Origin of the sequence: Dietzia maris, from assembly GCF_014144855.1 — a bacterium.
Taxonomy (GTDB): domain Bacteria; phylum Actinomycetota; class Actinomycetes; order Mycobacteriales; family Mycobacteriaceae; genus Dietzia; species Dietzia kunjamensis.
In genome coordinates this window covers 1-16,746 of record NZ_JAALDN010000274.1, presented here as the reverse complement: position 1 = coordinate 16,746, position 16,746 = coordinate 1, and the positions used below count along the sequence as shown (strand labels likewise).

The following is a 16,746-nucleotide window of genomic DNA, read 5'->3' as shown; positions in this document are numbered from 1 at the left end:
CGTGCTGGTCGGCGACGGCGCGCGCATCGCCGAGGCCCACGACGCGCTGGACGCGCACGGCCTCGCGCCCTGCGGCGCCGCGCAGGTGGTCTACCTCGACCCGCCGTACAACCGCGGGGGCCGGTTCGACGCCTACCACGACAACATGCCGCGCCACGAGTGGCTCGACTACATCGAGACCCGGCTCGTGGTGGCCCGCGACCTGCTCGCCGAGACCGGAACCGTGTGGGTACACCTCGACGACGCCGAAGCCCACCGGGTGCGTTGCCTGCTCGACGAGATCTTCGGCGCCGACGCGTTCATCGCGGACCTCACGGTGGAGAGCAACCCCAAGGGACGGCAACTGGACCGCTTCTTCGCCGGTTCGCACGACCGTCTGATGGTGTACGCCCGTGACCCCGAGCACGTGCGGCTGGCGGGCGGGGTGGCCTCGGCGGTCGATCCGGCGGACTTCCCGCACCGGGGCGTCGACGGGGTCAGCTTCCGGCTCCTACCGCTGCGCAACACCAACAAGCGTTTCAACCCGCGGACCACGCCCACCATGACGTACCCGCTGTACGGCGACCCGGGCACCGGCGAGGTGTCGGTGGAACCGGGCGGGGGACTGGAAGAGATCCTCCCGGTCTTCGGCGATCTCACCCCTGCGGTGTGGCGGTGGTCGCGAGAGCGGGCGCGGGAACGCGTCGGCGACCTGGTGTGCCGGACGGTGAAGGGTCGCTCGGGACCCCGGGTCGACATCTACCAACGGGACCGGTTCGAGGCGGGTCGGATCAAGAAGCTCAAGACCATCTGGCTGTCCCAGGAGGTCGGCTCGACGGACACCGCGCGTGCCGAACTGAGGGCGGCCGGGGTCGACGGGTTCCGCACCCCCAAGCCGGAAGCGCTGATGCGGCGGGTCGTCGAACTGGCCACCGACCCCGGCGAACTGGTCGTGGACCTGTTCGCCGGGTCCGGGACCACGGCGGTCGCGGCCCGTGCACTGGGCCGGCGCTGGGTGGTGGTCGAACGCAACCCCGAGACGGTCCGCGACGTGCTGGTGCCGAGGTTGCGCGTCGGCTCCGACGACGGTTAGCGGAGCATGAGCCCGCCGCCGTCGACCATCATCGTCTGGCCGGTCATGTACGACGCGTCGTCGCTGGCCAGGAAGACCGCGACCCGGCCGATGTCGGACTCGGGATCCCCGAAACGGCGCATCGGGGTGCCGGACAGGAGCCGCTTCTCGATCCCCGGGTTCGCCTCGATGTAGGCTTCCACGCCCTCGGTGAGCGCGAGGGGGGAGATGACGTTGACGTTGATCCCGTCGCGCGCCCACTCGTTGGCGGCCACCCGGCTGATCGCGCGGATCGCCTCCTTCGCCGCGGCGTACGACGCCTGGGTGGGGCTGCCGTCGATGCCGGCGCCGGAGGCGAAGTTGATCACCGACCCGTCCCGCCTTGCCAGATGCGGGTGCGCGGCCTTCATCAGCCAGAACGTCGGGTAGAAGCCGGTGGAGAAGGACAGGTCCATCATGTCGCCGGTGGTCTCGAGCAGTGGTGCCTGTCGGGACGCGTGGGCGTTGTTGACCAGGACGTCGAGGTGCCCGAACGCCTCGACGGCGGCCGCGACGATCGATGCGGCGTTGGCCTCGACCGAGATGTCCGAGTGGAGGTAGCCCACCTGCTCACCGAGCTCGGCGGCGAGCGCGTCCCCGGCGTCGTCGTTGATGTCCACCACGAGGACGTTGGCGCCCTCCTTGACGAACGCACGGGTGATGCCGCGGCCGATCCCGCCGGCACCGCCGGTGACGATCGCGGTCTTGTCGGAAAGTCGCACGTCGAAGCCCTTCAGGAGTCCTGCAGCCACACGGCGGTGTCCGGTGGCAGATCCCTCCCGTCGAGTGGGCCGGAGGCGAGGAGGATCTCGCCGTCGGGCAGGGGCACCGTCCGAGGGGATGTATTGATCATGCACAGGATCCCTCCGCCTTCGCGCCGAAACGCCTGACACCCGTCAAGTTCACTTTCCCAGTCGATCGCTTCCGTGTCCGCCGTCGGCCAGGACTGCCTGATCCCGATCGCCGACCGGTACAGCGACAGCACGGAGTCGGGGTCCTCCCGCTGGGCGGCGACCGTGAGGTGCGACCATCCCTCGGGCATCGGCAACCAGGTGTCGTCGGCGGTCGAGAACCCGTACGGGGGCCGGTCGCCCTCCCACGGGATCGGCACGCGGCAGTGGTCACGGCCCATCTCGGCGTGACCGGTGCGCTCCCAGGTCGGGTCGGTGAGTCGGTCGTGGGGGATCGCGTAATCGCTGGGTAGACCGAGTTCGGCACCGTTGTAGACGAACGCGATCCCCGGCAGCGCCAGCGTCACCAGGAGCATGGCGCGGGCCCGGGCCGTACCGACGGCCCCGTTGCCGTAGCGGGTCACCTCGCGGACGACGTCGTGGTTCGACAGCGCCCACGTGGGTGCCGCCCGCGAGACCCGTGCGGCCTCGAGCGTGGAGTCGATCGCCTCGCGCAGGGCGCGCGCGTCGAACGGGGCGCCGGTGAGGGCGAAGTGGAACGCGAAGTGCAGCTCGTCGGGCCGGAGGTAGCGCGCGAACCGCTCGGTCGGTCCCACCCACACCTCGCCGAAGGCGGCGGCGCCCGGGTAGTCGTCGAGGACGCGGCGGATCCGTCGGTGGATGTCGTGGACGCCGGGTCGGTCCCAGCGCGCGTCGCGGGGGTCGACGACGAGCTGGGCGATCTCCACGTCGTCGGGTAGATCCGCCAGGTCGTCGGGTTTGGCCAGCCCGTGGGCCACGTCGATCCGGAAGCCGTCGACCCCCAGGTCCAGCCAGAACCGCAGGGTCCGCTCGAGATCGTCGGCGACCTCGGGATTCGTCCAGTCCAGGTCCGGCTGTTCGGGGGCGAAGAGGTGGAGGTACCACTGGCCGGACGTGCCGTCGGGCTCGGTGACGCGGGTCCAGGCGGGTCCGCCGAACACCGACGGCCAGTTGTTCGGCGGTTCGGAGCCGTCCTCGCCGCGGCCGTCCCGGAAGAGATAGCGCGCGCGTTCCGGGCTGCCCGGTCCGGCGGCGACCGCGGCGGCGAACCAGGGGTGCTCGATGCTGGTGTGATTGGGCACCAGGTCCATGATGAGCACCTTGCGGGCGGCGTGGAGCCGCCCGAGGAGCTCACGCAGCGTGTCGACGCTGCCGAACAGCGGATCCACGTCCCGCGGGTCGGACACGTCGTATCCGTGGTCGGCGCCGGGGGAGCGCATGATCGGGGAGAACCACACCCCGTCGACGCCCAGATGGTCCAGGTGGTCGAGGCGGTCGATCACGCCCTGCAGGTCACCGACGCCGTCGCCGTCGGAGTCGGCGAATGACCGCGGGTAGATCTGGTAGAGGACCATGTCCTCCCACCGGCGCGTCGCGTGGGAGGGAGGCCTCACCCGATCTCCGCGGAGTTGACCATCATTGCCGCGGCGCGGGTGAGGTAGTCGACGAGCGCCGCCCGGTGTTCGTCGTCCAGCGTCTCGCGGTCGATCGTGTCCACGGCGGCGAGCATGTGGGTGAGCCAGGCGTCGTGGGCGGCGCGGTCGACGACGTACGGGTTGTGCCGCATCCGCAGCCTCGGGTGCCCGCGCTGCTCGGAGTAGGTGGTGGGCCCTCCCCAGTACTGCTCGAGGAACATCCGCAGGCGGTCCTCGGCCGGCCCCAGGTCCTCCTCGGGGTACATCGGGCGCAGCACGGGGTCGCCCGCCACCCGGCGGTAGAACTCGTGGACGATCTTCCGGAACGTCTCCGCTCCACCGATCTCGTCATAAAAGGTGCTGCTGCTCATGCCTCCCATCATGCCTGCCCAGGCGCTCGTGGGGCCCCTGGGCAGGTGGTGACGGGTGGGCGGTGGTGGCCGGACCCCCCCGGGGACGACGACGACGAGATCCCGCGACGGCGACCCGGATCCGCCCGCCCGCCGGGCCGAACCGGTGGGGTCGGCCACCTTCTGCTACGCGTTAGCCGCACGAAGTGTTCACCGAAGGTGCATCATCGTGGCAGGCGAGGTTCACGACGAGCCCGGACACGGCTGATGCACTGGGCTCGGGGCAGACGAGCGGAGACCGACCATGGGCACTGCAGTGCGCGAGAACACGGAGTACCGACAACGGGGTTCACGATCCCCCTCCCGGCTGGAACCGGTCCCGGACCGGCACGTCCCGCTGTCTTCCGCCCCGCGCGTCCTGCTGCTCAACGCCAGCTACGAGGCCCTGACGGCCCTGCCCGCCCGCCGCGCGGTGGTGATGTTGATCGGCGGTAAGGCCGACGTGGTCCATGACCACCCGGTCGAGCTCCTGGTCCGCTCGGTGGACACCGCGATCCGCGTGCCGTCGGTGATCCGACTGCGCGAATACGTCCGGATCCCGTACCGCTCGCAGGTCCCCATGACCCGCGCGGCGCTCATGCACCGCGACGGACACAGGTGCGGCTATTGCAGCGCCAAGGCCACCACCGTCGACCACGTCATCCCGCGCAGCCGCGGGGGAGCGCACGGGTGGGAGAACTGCGTGGCCTCCTGTGCGCCGTGCAACCACCGCAAGGCCGACAAGCTGCTCTCCGAGCTCGGCTGGGAGCTGCGGGTGCCCCTCGCCGCGCCGCGGGGCCGGACCTGGCGGTTGGTCTCCCAGTTGCGGGAGATCGGCCCGCACTGGGAGGACTACCTCTACCTCGACGCCGCCTGACCGACCGGTGTGGCCGCCCGGCCGACCGGCCGGTCAGCCGGCCTCGGCCGCGTCGACGGCCCGGGCGTCCAGAGCCCGGACCATGTCGGCGGTCTGCTCGGCGATGATCCGCCGGAGGGCCGACGGGTGGGTCTCGTCCGCGACGACCTGCTCGAAACGCTCGACGGTGTCGCGGTCCACCGCCCAGGACGGGAAGAGCCCCTCGGCGACGGTCTGGGCGAGATCGCCGGGTCGTGCCCTCCACAGCGCAGTGACGTCGTCCAGGTAGCGCTCGCAGAGGCCGGTGAGCAGGTGCTCCTGACCGGGCAGGTCGACACCCAGGAGCGTGGCGCGCACGATCGCGTTGGTGGGGGCGTCGGCACCGGTCTCCAGCAGCAGCTGCTCGGCCTCCTCCTTGGCTCCGACGGTGGGGCGGGCGGCACGCGCGGTGGCGGCCCGCCGGGCTCCGCCGGCGGTGTCGTCGGTGGCCAGTTCCGCCTCGATGCTGTCGGTGTCCGCGGCGCCGGCGGCGACCAGCGCGGTGAGAACGGTCCAGCGTAGGTCCGTGTCGACGACGAGGCCGGGCAGTCCCGCCTCGTCGGCTCCGGCGTCGAGGAGCGTGGCGAGCACGCGCCCCTGATCGACACCGATGGGGCAGGCGCACAGGGCGGTGAGGAACGCCAGCTGGTGATCGGACCCCGCCTCGGCGTCGCGGGCCGCGGTGAGCATGGCCGCGGAGAACGTCTTCCAGCCGGTGGCGGCGGCCCAGTCCGGGTCGGCGTAGCGCGCCAGCGCGGTCTGGGCCTGGGTGAGCACCCTCTGCACCACGCCGATGTGGGACTCACGCGGCACGGCCCGGGCCACGACCTCGACGAACCGGCGGGCCGGCAGGCGCCCCTCCCGTGTCATCTCCCACAGCGCGGACCAGCACAGCGTCCGCGCCAGCGGGTCCGCGACGTCCTCGAGCGACTCCAGGACGGTGGCCAGGGACCTCTCGTCGAGCCGGACCGAGCAGTAGGTCAGGTCGTCGTCGTTGGGCAGGATCAGATCGGGCACGGGCTGCCCGGCGAGCGCGGCGACGGGCGTCCGCTCGCCGGAGATGTCCAGCTCGGCCCGCTCTGTGCGCACGATCGCACCGGACCCGTCGCGGCTGTACAGGCCCACGCCGAGCCGGTGGGTGCGCAGCTCCCCGGCGCCCGGGGACGCCGGGCCCTGGACCACGGTGAGGTCATCGATCGTGCGGGCATCGCCGCCGGTCGTGACCTCGACGGAGATCGGGTTGATGCCGGTCGTGCGCAGCCACTGGTCGGCCCAGCCCGACAGGTCGCGCCCCGACGACGTCTCCAGTGCGGAGAGCAGGTCGTCGAACCGGGCGTTGCCGAAGGCGTGTTCGGCGAAGTACGCGCGCAGACCGGCCAGGAACGGCTCGCGACCGACATAGGCCACGAGCTGCTTGAGCACCGAGGCGCCCTTGGCGTAGGTGATCCCGTCGAAGTTCGTCTCCACCGTCTCCAGGTCGGTCATGTCCGCGGCGACGGGGTGTGTGGAGGGCAGCTGGTCCTGGCGGTACGCCCACGACTTCTCCACGATCGCGAAGGTCGTCCAGGCGTCCGTGTACTGCGTCGCATCGACCTGGGCCAGCACCGAGGCGAACGTGGCGAAGGATTCGTTGAGCCACAGGTCGTCCCACCAGAACATGGTCACCAGATCGCCGAACCACATGTGGGCCATCTCGTGCAGGATCGTCTCGTTGCGCCGTTCGTAGCGGTAGCCGGTGGCCCGGGAGCGGAAGACGTAGTCCTCGAGGAACGTCACGGCACCGGCGTTCTCCATGGCACCGGCGTTGAACTCTGGGACGAAGATCTGGTCGTACTTGCCGAACGCGTACGGCAGGCCGAACTCACGGTGGTAGAAGCCGAAGCCCTCCTTGGTCTCGGCGAACAGGCGTTCCGAGTCGAGGAACTCCGCCAGCGACGCCCGGCACAGCAAGCGTAGAGGGATGGTGCCGTGCTCGTCGGTGTAGGCGTCCTCCACCACGTGGTACGGGCCCGCGATGAGGGCGACCAGGTACGTCGACATGATCTCGGTGGTGGCGAAGCGGTGCACCACGCCACCGCCGGGGGCCGGGGACTCCTCGGCCGGGGTGTTGGCCACCACCACCCACTGCTCGGGCGCGGTCACCGTCAGGGTGTAGCGGGCCTTGAGGTCGGGCTGGTCGAAGCAGGCGAACACGCGCTTGGCGTCCGCCGTCTCGAACTGCGAGTAGAGATAGACCTCCCCGTCGGCCGGGTCGACCATCCGGTGCAGGCCCTCGCCGGTGGTGGTGTACGCCAGATCGGCGTCCACGATCAGCTCATTCGTCGCCTGCAGGTCGGGCAGGGTGATGCCGTCCTCGTCGTCGTACTGCTCGTCGTCGTACCGCTCGTCGCCGGGGGCCGGGAACAGTTCCCGGCCGTTCAGGGTTACCGACCGGATCACGGCCGCGCGGAGGTCGATGAAGGTCTCCGCACCCGGACGCGAGCAGGAGAACCGCACCACGGTGCGCGAACGGAAGGTGTCGGTCCCGGGACTGCCGTGGCCGTCGGTGAGATCGATCTCCACGTCGTACGACTCGACGGCGAGCAGTTCCGACCGGGCGGCGGCGTCGGCGCGGGTGAGGTTGAGCGAGCGCATCGGTGAGGACCTCGGTTCGGTGGGGGGTTCGGCTACCGCACCAGTCCTACCACCCGGCGGGGAGCCGAGGCGGCCGCAGTGGCGGCGGCCGCCGGAGACGGGGAGGATGGAGTCATGACATCACCTACCCGGTCCGCCACCCGCTCCGTCGACTTCTGGTTCGACCCGCTGTGTCCGTTCGCGTGGGTCACCAGCCGCTGGATCCTCGAGGTGGAGAAGGTCCGCGACATCTCTCTGACGTGGAACGTCATGAGCCTGTCCGTGCTCAACGAGGGCCGCGACCTGCCCGAGGACTACACGGCACTGATGCAGCGCGGCTGGGGGCCGGTACGCGTGGCCATCGCCGCGGCGAAGCTCCACGGTCCGGAGGTCCTCGGGACGCTGTACACCGAGTTGGGCACCCGCATCCACGACCAGGGCCGCGGCATCGAGGACCCCACCGTGATCACCGAGGCGCTCCAGGCTGCAGGCCTGGACGCCGACCTCGCCGCCGCCGCGGGGACCGACGAGTACGACGACGAGCTGCGCGCCTCCCACCACCGTGGCATGGACCCGGTGGGCGACGAGGTCGGGACCCCGGTCCTCCACGTCGACGGCACCGCGTTCTTCGGTCCCGTCCTCACCCGCATCCCGCGAGGCGAGGACGCCGGCAAGGTCTTCGACGGCGCCGCCATGCTCGCCGATTACCCGTACTTCTTCGAGCTCAAGCGAAGCCGTACCGAGGACCCGCAGTTCGACTGAGATCGCGCGCGGCTGTGGTCGGCTGGGCGGCTCTCGCCCGGCCTCGCCTGCCGTGGGGATCCGTGGAGTCGCGTGGCAGAATCTTCGTCATGCGCATCTACCTGGGGGCGGACCACGCCGGCTTCGAGACCAAGAACGCCATCGCCGAGCACCTGAAGGCCTCCGGGCACGAGGTGGTCGACTGCGGCGCCCACACCTACGACGCCGAGGACGACTACCCGGCCTTCTGCATCGACGCGGCAGCCAAGGTCGTCGCGGACCCGGGCAGCCTCGGGATCGTGCTCGGCGGCTCCGGCAACGGCGAGCAGATCGCGGCCAACAAGGTCCCCGGCGCCCGCTGCGCCCTGGCGTGGAGCGTCGAGACCGCGCGGCTGGCGCGTGAGCACAACAACGCCCAGCTCATCGGCATCGGGGGCCGCATGCACTCGGAGGAGGAGGCGCTCGCGATCGTCGACGCCTTCCTCGACCAGGAGTGGTCGGGGGTCGAGCGTCATCAGCGGCGCATCGACATCCTCGCCGAGTACGAGCGCACCCACGAGGCCCCGCCCGTCCCCGGCGCCTGAGTCCCCGTGCCTGAAGGGCACACCCTTCACCGGCTGGCCCGCCTGCACACCGAGTACTTCGCAGGCGGGCCCGTTCGTGTGTCCAGCCCGCAGGGGCGGTTCGCCGACCACGTCAGCGTCGACGGTCGGCACTTCGACCACGCCACGGCCGTCGGTAAGCACCTCTTCCACCACTACGAGGGCGGCCTGGCCGTCCACATCCACCTGGGCCTCTACGGATTCTTCAACACCCACCTGGTGCTCGACGGCCACGAGCCGCCCGCGCCGGTCGGCCAGGTGCGGATGCGCGTGAGCGACGCGCGCGGCGACGGCCCCGCCCACGTCATCGACCTGCGCGGGCCCACCCGGTGCGAGGTCATCGACGAGAAGGGCGTGGCCGAGGTGCACGCGCGTCTGGGTCCGGACCCCCTGGACCCGGGCGCCGACCCCGATCGGGCGTGGGCGCGGATCTCCCGCAGTTCGCGCACCATCGGCGCGCTGCTGATGGACCAGAAGGTGCTGGCCGGGGTGGGCAACGTCTACCGCGCCGAGGTGCTGTTCCGGGCCGGCCTCGACCCGTTCCGGCCGGGTGTGGAGTTGGGACGCGCTGAGTTCCACGCCCTGTGGGACGACCTCGTGGCGCTGATGGCAGTCGGTGTGGACACCGGGGGGATCGTGACGATCCGGCCCGAACACGACCACGGCGACGTCCCCAGGCGGGGCGCGGACCGGCCGCGCAACTACGTCTACCAACGTGACGGGTGGGCGTGCCGGGTGTGCGGGGACGAGATCCGCCTGCAGACCATGGAAGCCAGGACGTTGTTCTGGTGTCCGACGTGTCAGGCAGCGGAGTGATAGCCACGGGGATCCGGGTCGTCGAGATTTGTCGCTGATTTCACCGAGAAGGCCCGGCGTTGTCAGCCGGCGGGGGACGACAGCTGGCAGGGTCTGGCGTGAATTCGGTTTCTAGAGGCCGACCGGGACGCCGTCGGCCAGAGGAGGATCGGTGTCGTCGGAGACCGCCACATCCAGGCTCAAGTGGCAGCTCGCCGCAGTGGCGGGGGGTGCCATCGCGACCTCGCTGATAGTGGACAAGCTGCGGGACACGATCGTTCACCGTCAGACGGTGGGCCACTGGGACTGCCTACAGTCCAAGCGGGAGTACTCCACCTTCTACGGGCTCGTCCTCGATGCGCTCCCGGAAAAACCGGTGGTGCATGAGATCGCCACCGAGTTCGGGACCGTGCGCGCGCTCGAGTGGCGGGTCGAGGGTGGGGGGACACCCGTGCTCCTTCTCCCCGGCATGCGGTCGGGTGCCGTCATGTGGCAGGAGAACCTCGAGGAGTGGATCGGCCAGAGGAGCTTCCTGGCGGTCGACCCGCTCGGCGATGCGGGATTCTCCGCGCAGACCGTCCCGCTCCTGCGCTTCGAGCAGCAGGGCGAGTGGATCGCCCAGGTCGTCTCCACCCTTGGACTGGACAAGGTGCACGTCGTCGGACACAGCTTTGGCGGGGCCAGTGCGTGCGCCCACGCGATGGCCAGTCCCGAGCAGCTCGCCTCGTTGACCGTGATCGAACCGGTCATGGTGATCGATCGTCTTCCCGTCGGCGCCTTTCTCTGGGCGACGATGGCGCAGATGCCGTTGCCCGCCGGATGGCAGGCGATCGCTCTCGCCCGACTGGGGGGCACCACCGTCGAGGAGACACGCCGGGGCTCCGCGCTCGCCGACCTGATCGCGACGGCCTCGAAGCACTTCAGTCCGGCTCTGCCCGTGCCTCGCACTCTCACGGACGACGAATGGCGTCAGCTGCCCATGCCGGTGCGCGCTGATATCGCCGGGACGTCGTCTCTCGCGGGTGGACAGAAGGCGGTGGACCGCCTCCGCCGTCTCCGGCCGGAAGCTGACGTCACGCTCTGGCCGGATGCGACCCACTCACTGCCCATGCAGGAAAAGGAGGCGATCGGTGCCCAGCTTCTCGAATACTGGCGACGGATCGACGGTAGCGGGGCGATTCCCGCGGGATCTGTGGAGCGGGTGACGGGAATCGAACCCGCGTAGCCTGCTTGGAAGGCAGGGGCTTTACCATTAAGCTACACCCGCGTCGGCAGCCTGACCTGGCGTTTCATCCACGGTCACGCTCACGCCCGGACAACACTACCGGACCCTGGCGGCGCTCCCAACTCCCGGCCCGACAAGTCGGAATCGGCGGGCGGATGGCCCTGTCGTACACTGGGCGAGTTGGTTTGCGGCCCGGCGGATGTCCTGTGCATGATCGCGGGATGGTCGGCCGCGCGACTCACCGGGATGTGGCGCAGCTTGGTAGCGCATCCGCTTTGGGAGCGGAGGGTCGCAGGTTCGAATCCTGTCATCCCGACCAGCGGAGCCGAAAGACACGAACCCCACATGACTTCCTAGGAGAACATCACCGTGAAGAGCACTGTCGAGCAGCTCAACCCGACCCGGGTCAAGATCACCGTGGAGGTGCCGTTCGCGGAGCTCGAGCCGGATTTCGCCAAGGCCTACAAGTCGCTCGCCGGCCAGGTCAACATCCCGGGCTTCCGCCCGGGTAAGGCCCCGGCCAAGCTCCTCGAGTCGCGGATCGGTCGCCCGGCGGTCCTCGAGCAGGTCATCAACGACATGATCCCGTCGCGCTACAGCCAGGCCGTCGACGAGCACGAGCTCGTCGTGCTGGCCCAACCCGAGATCGAGGTGACCAAGCTGGAGGACAACGACGTCGTCGAGTTCACCGCCGAGGTCGACATCCGCCCGGAGATCACCCTGCCGACCTTCGAGGACCTCGAGGTCACCGTCGAGGCCCCCGAGACCGACGAGGCCGCCGTCGACGCGGAGCTGGACAACCTGCGAGCCCGCTTCGGCACCCTCAAGGGCGTCGAGCGCGGCGCCACCACGGGCGACTTCCTCTCGGTGGACCTGGCCGCGACCGTCGACGGCGAGCCCGTCGACGAAGCCTCCACCGAGGGACTGTCCTACGAGCTCGGCTCGGGCACCCTCGTCGAGGGCCTGGACGACGCGGCGGCGGGTCTCAAGGCCGGCGAGTCCAAGGAGTTCACCTCCTCGCTCGTCGCCGGTGACCACGCCGGCAAGGAGGCGGTCATCACCGTCACCGTTCAGTCCGTCAAGGAGCGCGAGCTGCCCGAGGCCGACGACGAGTTCGCGCAGATGGCCAGCGAGTTCGACACCCTCGACGAGCTCAAGGCCGATCTGACCGAGAAGGTCGCGCAGCAGGCCAAGGCCGGCCTGGCGGGCGAGATCCGCGACAAGGTCCTCGACGCGCTGATGGAGGCCACCGACGTCCCCACCCCGGAGGCGGTCGTCGAGTCCGAGGCCCACGCCCAGATGCACCAGCTCATCGACCAGTTCGGTGGCGACGCGTCCATCCTGGACCAGGCGCTGGCCGCCGAGGGCACCGACCGCGAGACCTTCGAGGCCGAGACCCGTGAGGGTGCCGCCCGCGCCATCCGCAGCCAGCTGCTGCTGGATGCCGTCGCCGAGCAGAACTCGACCGATGTCTCGCAGGAAGAGCTCACCCAGCACATCCTGTTCCAGGCCCAGCGCTACGGCATGGACCCCAACCAGTTCGTGCAGCAGATCCAGCAGGCCGGTCAGCTCGGCTCGCTGTTCTCCGACGTCCGCCGGTCCAAGGCTCTGGCCGACGTGATCGGCAAGGTCACTGTCAAGGACACCGAGGGCAACGTCGTCGACACCAGCGAGTTCTTCGGCACCGTCGAGGCCGACTCCGCCGACTCCGCCGATGACGCCGAGGCGACCGCGTCCGACGCCGACGAGACGGCAGCGGACGAGAAGGACTCCGACGCCTGATCGTCCCCTGATCGACCCCCGACAGGGCCGGGACCGCACCACGCGGCCCCGGCCCTGTCGTCGTGGCCCCCGCGGACGATGCTGGTGGCCCGACGCTGAGAGCGAACACCCGCCCCGGCGGGACGGTTCCGTCGTCGGTGTTGGTTAGTGTTTGACGTAACGGTTCCCCGGCCACCGGTCGGCCGGGCGCCGCGCTAGCGGTGAAGACGATGAGCGAAGGTAGGTTCCCCGTGGCCCAGAACGGTTCAGCGGCTCAGCCCGGTTCGACGCAGCCCGCACTCAGCTCGCCGGGGTCGCACGGACTCACCCTCGGCGACTCCGTGTACGAGCGCCTCCTGCAGGAGCGGATCATCTTCCTGGGCTCCCAGGTCGACGACGACATCTCCAACCGCCTCTGCGCGCAGATCCTGCTGCTCGCGGCGGAGGACCCCACCCGCGACATCGCGCTGTACATCAACTCGCCCGGTGGTTCCGTGACGGCCGGCATGGCGATCTACGACACGATGCAGTTCGTCGAGTGCGACGTGGCCACCTACGGCATGGGCCTGGCCGCCTCGATGGGTCAGTTTCTGCTGACCGCGGGCACCAAGGGCAAGCGCTACGCCCTGCCGCACGCGAAGATCATGATGCACCAGCCGTCGGCCGGTGTCGGTGGTTCGGCCGCCGACATCGCCATCCAGGCCGAGCAGTACGCCGCCACCAAGCGTGAGATGGCCGAGCTCATCGCCTTCCACACGGGCCAGTCGTTCGAGCAGGTCACCGAGGACTCCGACCGTGACCGCTGGTTCTCCGCGGAGGAGGCCAAGGAGTACGGGTTCGTCGACCACGTGATCTCGCGTGCGTCCCAGACGGGCGGGACCTCGCCGTCGTGATCGAGCCCTCCGCCCACGGGAGCGCTCCCGCAGCCCACCCAGCCCCGCACACCACCACGGAGTCACCGATGACCTCAATGCCGACCTCCCGATACATCCTGCCGTCCTTCGTCGAGCACTCCAGCTACGGCGTCAAGGAGTCCAACCCCTACAACAAGCTCTTCGAGGAGCGCATCATCTTCCTGGGCACCCAGGTCGACGACGCCTCGGCGAACGACATCATGGCCCAGCTGCTGGTCCTGGAGGGTCAGGACCCGGACCGCGACATCACCATGTACATCAACTCGCCGGGTGGCTCGTTCACCTCGCTCATGGCGATCTACGACACCATGCAGTACGTGCGGCCGGACATCGTGACGGTCTGCCTCGGCCAGGCCGCGTCGGCCGCCGCGGTCCTGCTCGCGGCGGGCACCAAGGGGAAGCGGGCCGCGCTGCCCAACGCCCGCGTGCTCATCCACCAGCCGGCCACCGGCGGCATCCAGGGCCAGGTCTCCGACCTCGAGATCCAGGCCGCGGAGATCGAGCGGATGCGTCGCCTCATGGAGACCACGCTGGCCCAGCACACCGGGCGCACCGCCGATCAGGTCCGCAAGGACACCGATCGCGACAAGATCCTCACGGCCGCGGAGGCCAAGGACTACGGCATCATCGACACCGTGTTCGACTACCGCAAACTGTCGACGAGCAACTGAGCCGACGGCGGCGCGCCGCTGGGGGTAGCGGTGCGCCGTCGGGTGCAATGAACTGATCACGCGGGGTCGGCTTTACGGCCGTCACCGCGTACCGTCGACTACGGGGCGTGACATCGGCGCCCCCGGAATGCGAGGACGTAGAACTCATGGCGCGTGTAGGTGAGAGCGGCGACCTGTTGAAGTGTTCCTTCTGTGGGAAGAGCCAGAAGCAGGTCAAGAAGCTGATCGCCGGTCCCGGCGTCTACATCTGCGACGAGTGCATCGAGCTGTGCAACGAGATCATCGAGTCCGAGGTCGACGATGCGCAGGAGACGGGTCCGGACACGCTGCCCAAGCCGTCCGAGATCCACGCGTTCCTGGACGAATACGTGGTGGGGCAGGACGCCGCCAAGCGGAACCTGGCGGTGGCCGTCTACAACCACTACAAGCGCATCCGGGTGGGGGCCTCCCTCGGCCGCGGCGACGGTGTCGAGTTGGCCAAGTCCAACATCCTCATGCTGGGACCCACCGGCTGTGGCAAGACGTACCTCGCCCAGACGTTGGCCAAGATGCTCAACGTGCCCTTCGCGATCGCGGATGCCACCGCGTTGACCGAGGCCGGGTACGTGGGCGAGGACGTGGAGAACATCCTCCTCAAGCTCATCCAGGCCGCGGACTTCGACACCAAGCGTGCCGAGATGGGCATCATCTACATCGACGAGGTCGACAAGATCGCCCGCAAGGCCGAGAACCCGTCGATCACCCGGGACGTCTCCGGTGAGGGCGTCCAGCAGGCGCTGCTGAAGATCCTCGAGGGCACGCAGGCGTCGGTGCCGCCGCAGGGCGGCCGCAAGCACCCGCACCAGGAGTTCATCCAGATCGACACGTCCAACGTGTTGTTCATCGTGGCCGGTGCCTTCCAGGGCCTGGAGAAGATCGTCGGCGACCGCGTGGGTCGCAAGGGGATGGGTTTCGGGTCCGAGGTCGCCAGCAAGAAGGACCTCGACACGACCGACAACTTCAGCGAGGTCATGCCGGAGGACCTGGTGAAGTACGGGTTGATCCCCGAGTTCATCGGCCGCCTGCCCGTCGTGGCGACCGTGACGAGCCTGGACCGCGAGGCCCTGGTCAACATCCTCTCCGAGCCCAAGAACGCACTGGTCAAGCAGTACGCCCGGCTGTTCGAGATGGACGGTGTCGAGCTGGAGTTCACCGAGGACGCGCTCGAGGCCGTGGCCGACCAGGCGATCCTGCGGGGGACCGGTGCCCGTGGCCTGCGCGCCATCATGGAGGAGGTCCTCCTGCCGGTCATGTACGACATCCCCGGGCGCGATGACGTCGCCCGCGTCGTGGTCACCGGTGAGACGGTCTGCGACAACGTCCTGCCGACGATCGTCCCCTTCTCCGACGAGGAGCTGCGCGAGCGTTCCGCCTGATACCGGACCCGTGAGAAGGCCCCCGCCACTCGGCGGGGGCCTTCCGTCGTCTCCGGCCCGGGCGGGCGCCGGGTCAGGCCGCGGCCCGCCGCTCCAGCAGCCTGGACGGCCATCCCCAGCACGATGCCCCAGAACGGCGCCGAGATCCCGAGCAACGACACGTCCGCGACGGTGACGAGCAGGCACACGAGCGGTCCGAGTGCCCGGTCGGTCCGGAACGCGGTGACGAACGCCGACTGCAGCGGCGCGAGCATCGCCAACACGCCCAGGGCCGCGATGAACGCTGCGGGCGTGCCGAGGATGAGCCCGACGAAGGCCGGGGAGAAGACGCCGACCACCAGGGCCAGGCCGCCGTTGGCGATCGCGGCGGCGTAATGGCGGTCGCGCTCACCGGAGGAGACGAGCAGGGCGTTCGTCGGTCCGGTCAGGCACGTCGAGACCGCGCCGACCGCCGAGACCAGCAGGGACCAGACGCCGCACGCCACCGCGCACGCCGAGACCGGGGGGTGGTGGCCCTTCGCGCGCAGGACCGCGATGCCCTGACCGTTCTGCACCACGAGGACGGTGATGGCCAGTGGCACGACCAGCTCGGCGATCGCCCGGAGGGTGAACTCCGGGGCCTGCAGCATGGGGGCGGCGATCAGCCCGTCGTCGAGGATGCCTCGTGACAACCCGCCGGACAGGACCACGGCGACGATCCCCACGACCATCGCGGCCAGGATGGGCGGTACCACCCTGGCCAGGCGGGGGACGGCGCCGACGACGAGGAACGCGATCGCCATCGGTAGGGCCACCGCGACGGAGGCCCACACGGCCTCGACCAGTCCCAGCCCGAACCGGAGGAACACCCCGGCGACCATCGCCATGATGATCGGCATGGGGATCCAGTCCATGAGCCGGCGGGCCAGGCCGGTCAGCCCGACCAGCAGGATCAGCACCCCGGTCACGACGTAGGCCCCCAGGACCTCCGACCACCGCAGGTGCCCGAGCGAGTTGCCGACGATCACGGTGCCCGGGATGGTCCAGAAAAACGCCAGCGGCGTGCGGTAGACCCAGCTCATGAGGATGGTGAGCAGTCCGTTGGCGAAGAACACGCCGAAGATCCACGAGGACAACTGTGCGGGGGACAGGTCGCCCTGCCCGCCGGCGGCGAGGATGACGGCGACGGGGCCGGTCGCAGAGAACACGAGCGCGATCAGCGCGTTGGCGAACTCGCGGGGGCCGAGGTCGGCGAGGACCCGGCGGGGCGAGGGGCGCGCCACCGGGGCGGAATCGCGTCGGCGGCCGC

14 protein-coding genes, 2 tRNA genes and 1 pseudogene are annotated in these 16,746 nt (G+C 69.9%); 11 read left to right on the top strand and 6 right to left on the bottom strand.

Annotated elements, in window-relative coordinates; translation table 11 throughout:
* On the top strand, positions 1-1,072 hold a 1,072-nt coding region (locus tag G6024_RS09550), incomplete at its 5' end, for a site-specific DNA-methyltransferase (RefSeq protein ID WP_159148575.1).
* On the opposite strand, the gene G6024_RS09545 is transcribed toward G6024_RS09550, so the two are convergent.
* From G6024_RS09545 to G6024_RS09535, 3 genes are read right to left on the bottom strand one after another with little or no spacing between them, the layout of a single operon-like run.
* Entirely contained in the window at positions 1,069-1,812 is a 744-nt protein-coding gene (locus G6024_RS09545) for an SDR family NAD(P)-dependent oxidoreductase (protein WP_159148576.1), read from the bottom strand. The genes G6024_RS09550 and G6024_RS09545 overlap by 4 nt on opposite strands.
* A gap of 11 nt (positions 1,813-1,823) precedes the next feature.
* The gene (locus tag G6024_RS09540; protein WP_159148574.1) at positions 1,824-3,377 is read right to left on the bottom strand and encodes a glycoside hydrolase family 13 protein; all 1,554 of its coding nucleotides are present in this window, start codon (positions 3,375-3,377) and stop codon (positions 1,824-1,826) included.
* Positions 3,378-3,412: 35 nt separating this feature from the next.
* Entirely contained in the window at positions 3,413-3,808 is a 396-nt protein-coding gene (locus G6024_RS09535) for a globin (RefSeq protein ID WP_082924117.1), read from the bottom strand.
* Positions 3,809-4,091: 283 nt separating this feature from the next.
* On the opposite strand from G6024_RS09535, the gene G6024_RS09530 reads away from it, so the two are divergent.
* Positions 4,092-4,703, top strand: coding sequence for an HNH endonuclease (locus G6024_RS09530; protein WP_119192398.1), 612 nt, complete (start codon positions 4,092-4,094; stop codon positions 4,701-4,703).
* Positions 4,704-4,736: 33 nt separating this feature from the next.
* Here the strand turns inward: G6024_RS09530 and pepN are convergent, their stop codons facing one another.
* The gene (gene pepN / locus G6024_RS09525; RefSeq protein ID WP_159148573.1) at positions 4,737-7,355 is read right to left on the bottom strand and encodes an aminopeptidase N; all 2,619 of its coding nucleotides are present in this window, start codon (positions 7,353-7,355) and stop codon (positions 4,737-4,739) included.
* Between the two features lie 114 nt (positions 7,356-7,469).
* Between pepN and G6024_RS09520 the strand changes: the two genes are divergently transcribed.
* From G6024_RS09520 to G6024_RS09505, 4 genes are all read left to right on the top strand, one after another.
* A complete protein-coding gene (locus G6024_RS09520; RefSeq protein WP_159148572.1) occupies positions 7,470-8,096 on the top strand; it encodes a mycothiol-dependent nitroreductase Rv2466c family protein in 627 nt (208 codons plus the stop codon).
* Positions 8,097-8,185: 89 nt separating this feature from the next.
* A complete protein-coding gene (locus tag G6024_RS09515; RefSeq protein WP_067719781.1) occupies positions 8,186-8,659 on the top strand; it encodes a ribose-5-phosphate isomerase in 474 nt (157 codons plus the stop codon).
* Between the two features lie 6 nt (positions 8,660-8,665).
* Positions 8,666-9,493: an Fpg/Nei family DNA glycosylase gene (locus tag G6024_RS09510; protein ID WP_067719779.1), complete on the top strand. Its 828-nt coding sequence runs from the start codon at positions 8,666-8,668 to the stop codon at positions 9,491-9,493.
* Between the two features lie 151 nt (positions 9,494-9,644).
* A complete protein-coding gene (locus G6024_RS09505; protein WP_082924104.1) occupies positions 9,645-10,697 on the top strand; it encodes an alpha/beta fold hydrolase in 1,053 nt (350 codons plus the stop codon).
* Here G6024_RS09505 and G6024_RS09500 read toward each other — a convergent pair.
* Positions 10,666-10,739: transfer RNA gene (locus G6024_RS09500), tRNA-Gly, on the bottom strand. The genes G6024_RS09505 and G6024_RS09500 overlap by 32 nt on opposite strands.
* A gap of 200 nt (positions 10,740-10,939) precedes the next feature.
* Between G6024_RS09500 and G6024_RS09495 the strand changes: the two genes are divergently transcribed.
* From G6024_RS09495 to clpX, 5 genes are all read left to right on the top strand, one after another.
* Positions 10,940-11,016: transfer RNA gene (locus tag G6024_RS09495), tRNA-Pro, on the top strand.
* 50 nt (positions 11,017-11,066) lie between these two features.
* Positions 11,067-12,479: a trigger factor gene (tig, locus tag G6024_RS09490; RefSeq protein ID WP_159148571.1), complete on the top strand. Its 1,413-nt coding sequence runs from the start codon at positions 11,067-11,069 to the stop codon at positions 12,477-12,479.
* 209 nt (positions 12,480-12,688) lie between these two features.
* Positions 12,689-13,351: an ATP-dependent Clp protease proteolytic subunit gene (locus G6024_RS09485; protein ID WP_096905796.1), complete on the top strand. Its 663-nt coding sequence runs from the start codon at positions 12,689-12,691 to the stop codon at positions 13,349-13,351.
* Positions 13,352-13,419: 68 nt separating this feature from the next.
* Positions 13,420-14,043, top strand: a complete 624-nt coding sequence (locus G6024_RS09480; RefSeq protein WP_119192402.1) for an ATP-dependent Clp protease proteolytic subunit — start codon at positions 13,420-13,422, stop codon at positions 14,041-14,043.
* A gap of 146 nt (positions 14,044-14,189) precedes the next feature.
* Positions 14,190-15,458 carry an ATP-dependent Clp protease ATP-binding subunit ClpX gene (clpX, locus tag G6024_RS09475; RefSeq protein ID WP_159148570.1) on the top strand — a complete coding sequence of 423 codons (1,269 nt, stop codon included), beginning with the start codon at positions 14,190-14,192 and terminating at the stop codon, positions 15,456-15,458.
* A 161-nt stretch (positions 15,459-15,619) separates the two neighbouring features.
* Here the strand turns inward: clpX and G6024_RS09470 are convergent.
* A pseudogene (locus G6024_RS09470) lies at positions 15,620-16,645 on the bottom strand (benzoate/H(+) symporter BenE family transporter); the annotation flags it as partial.
* Positions 16,646-16,746 lie beyond the last annotated feature (101 nt).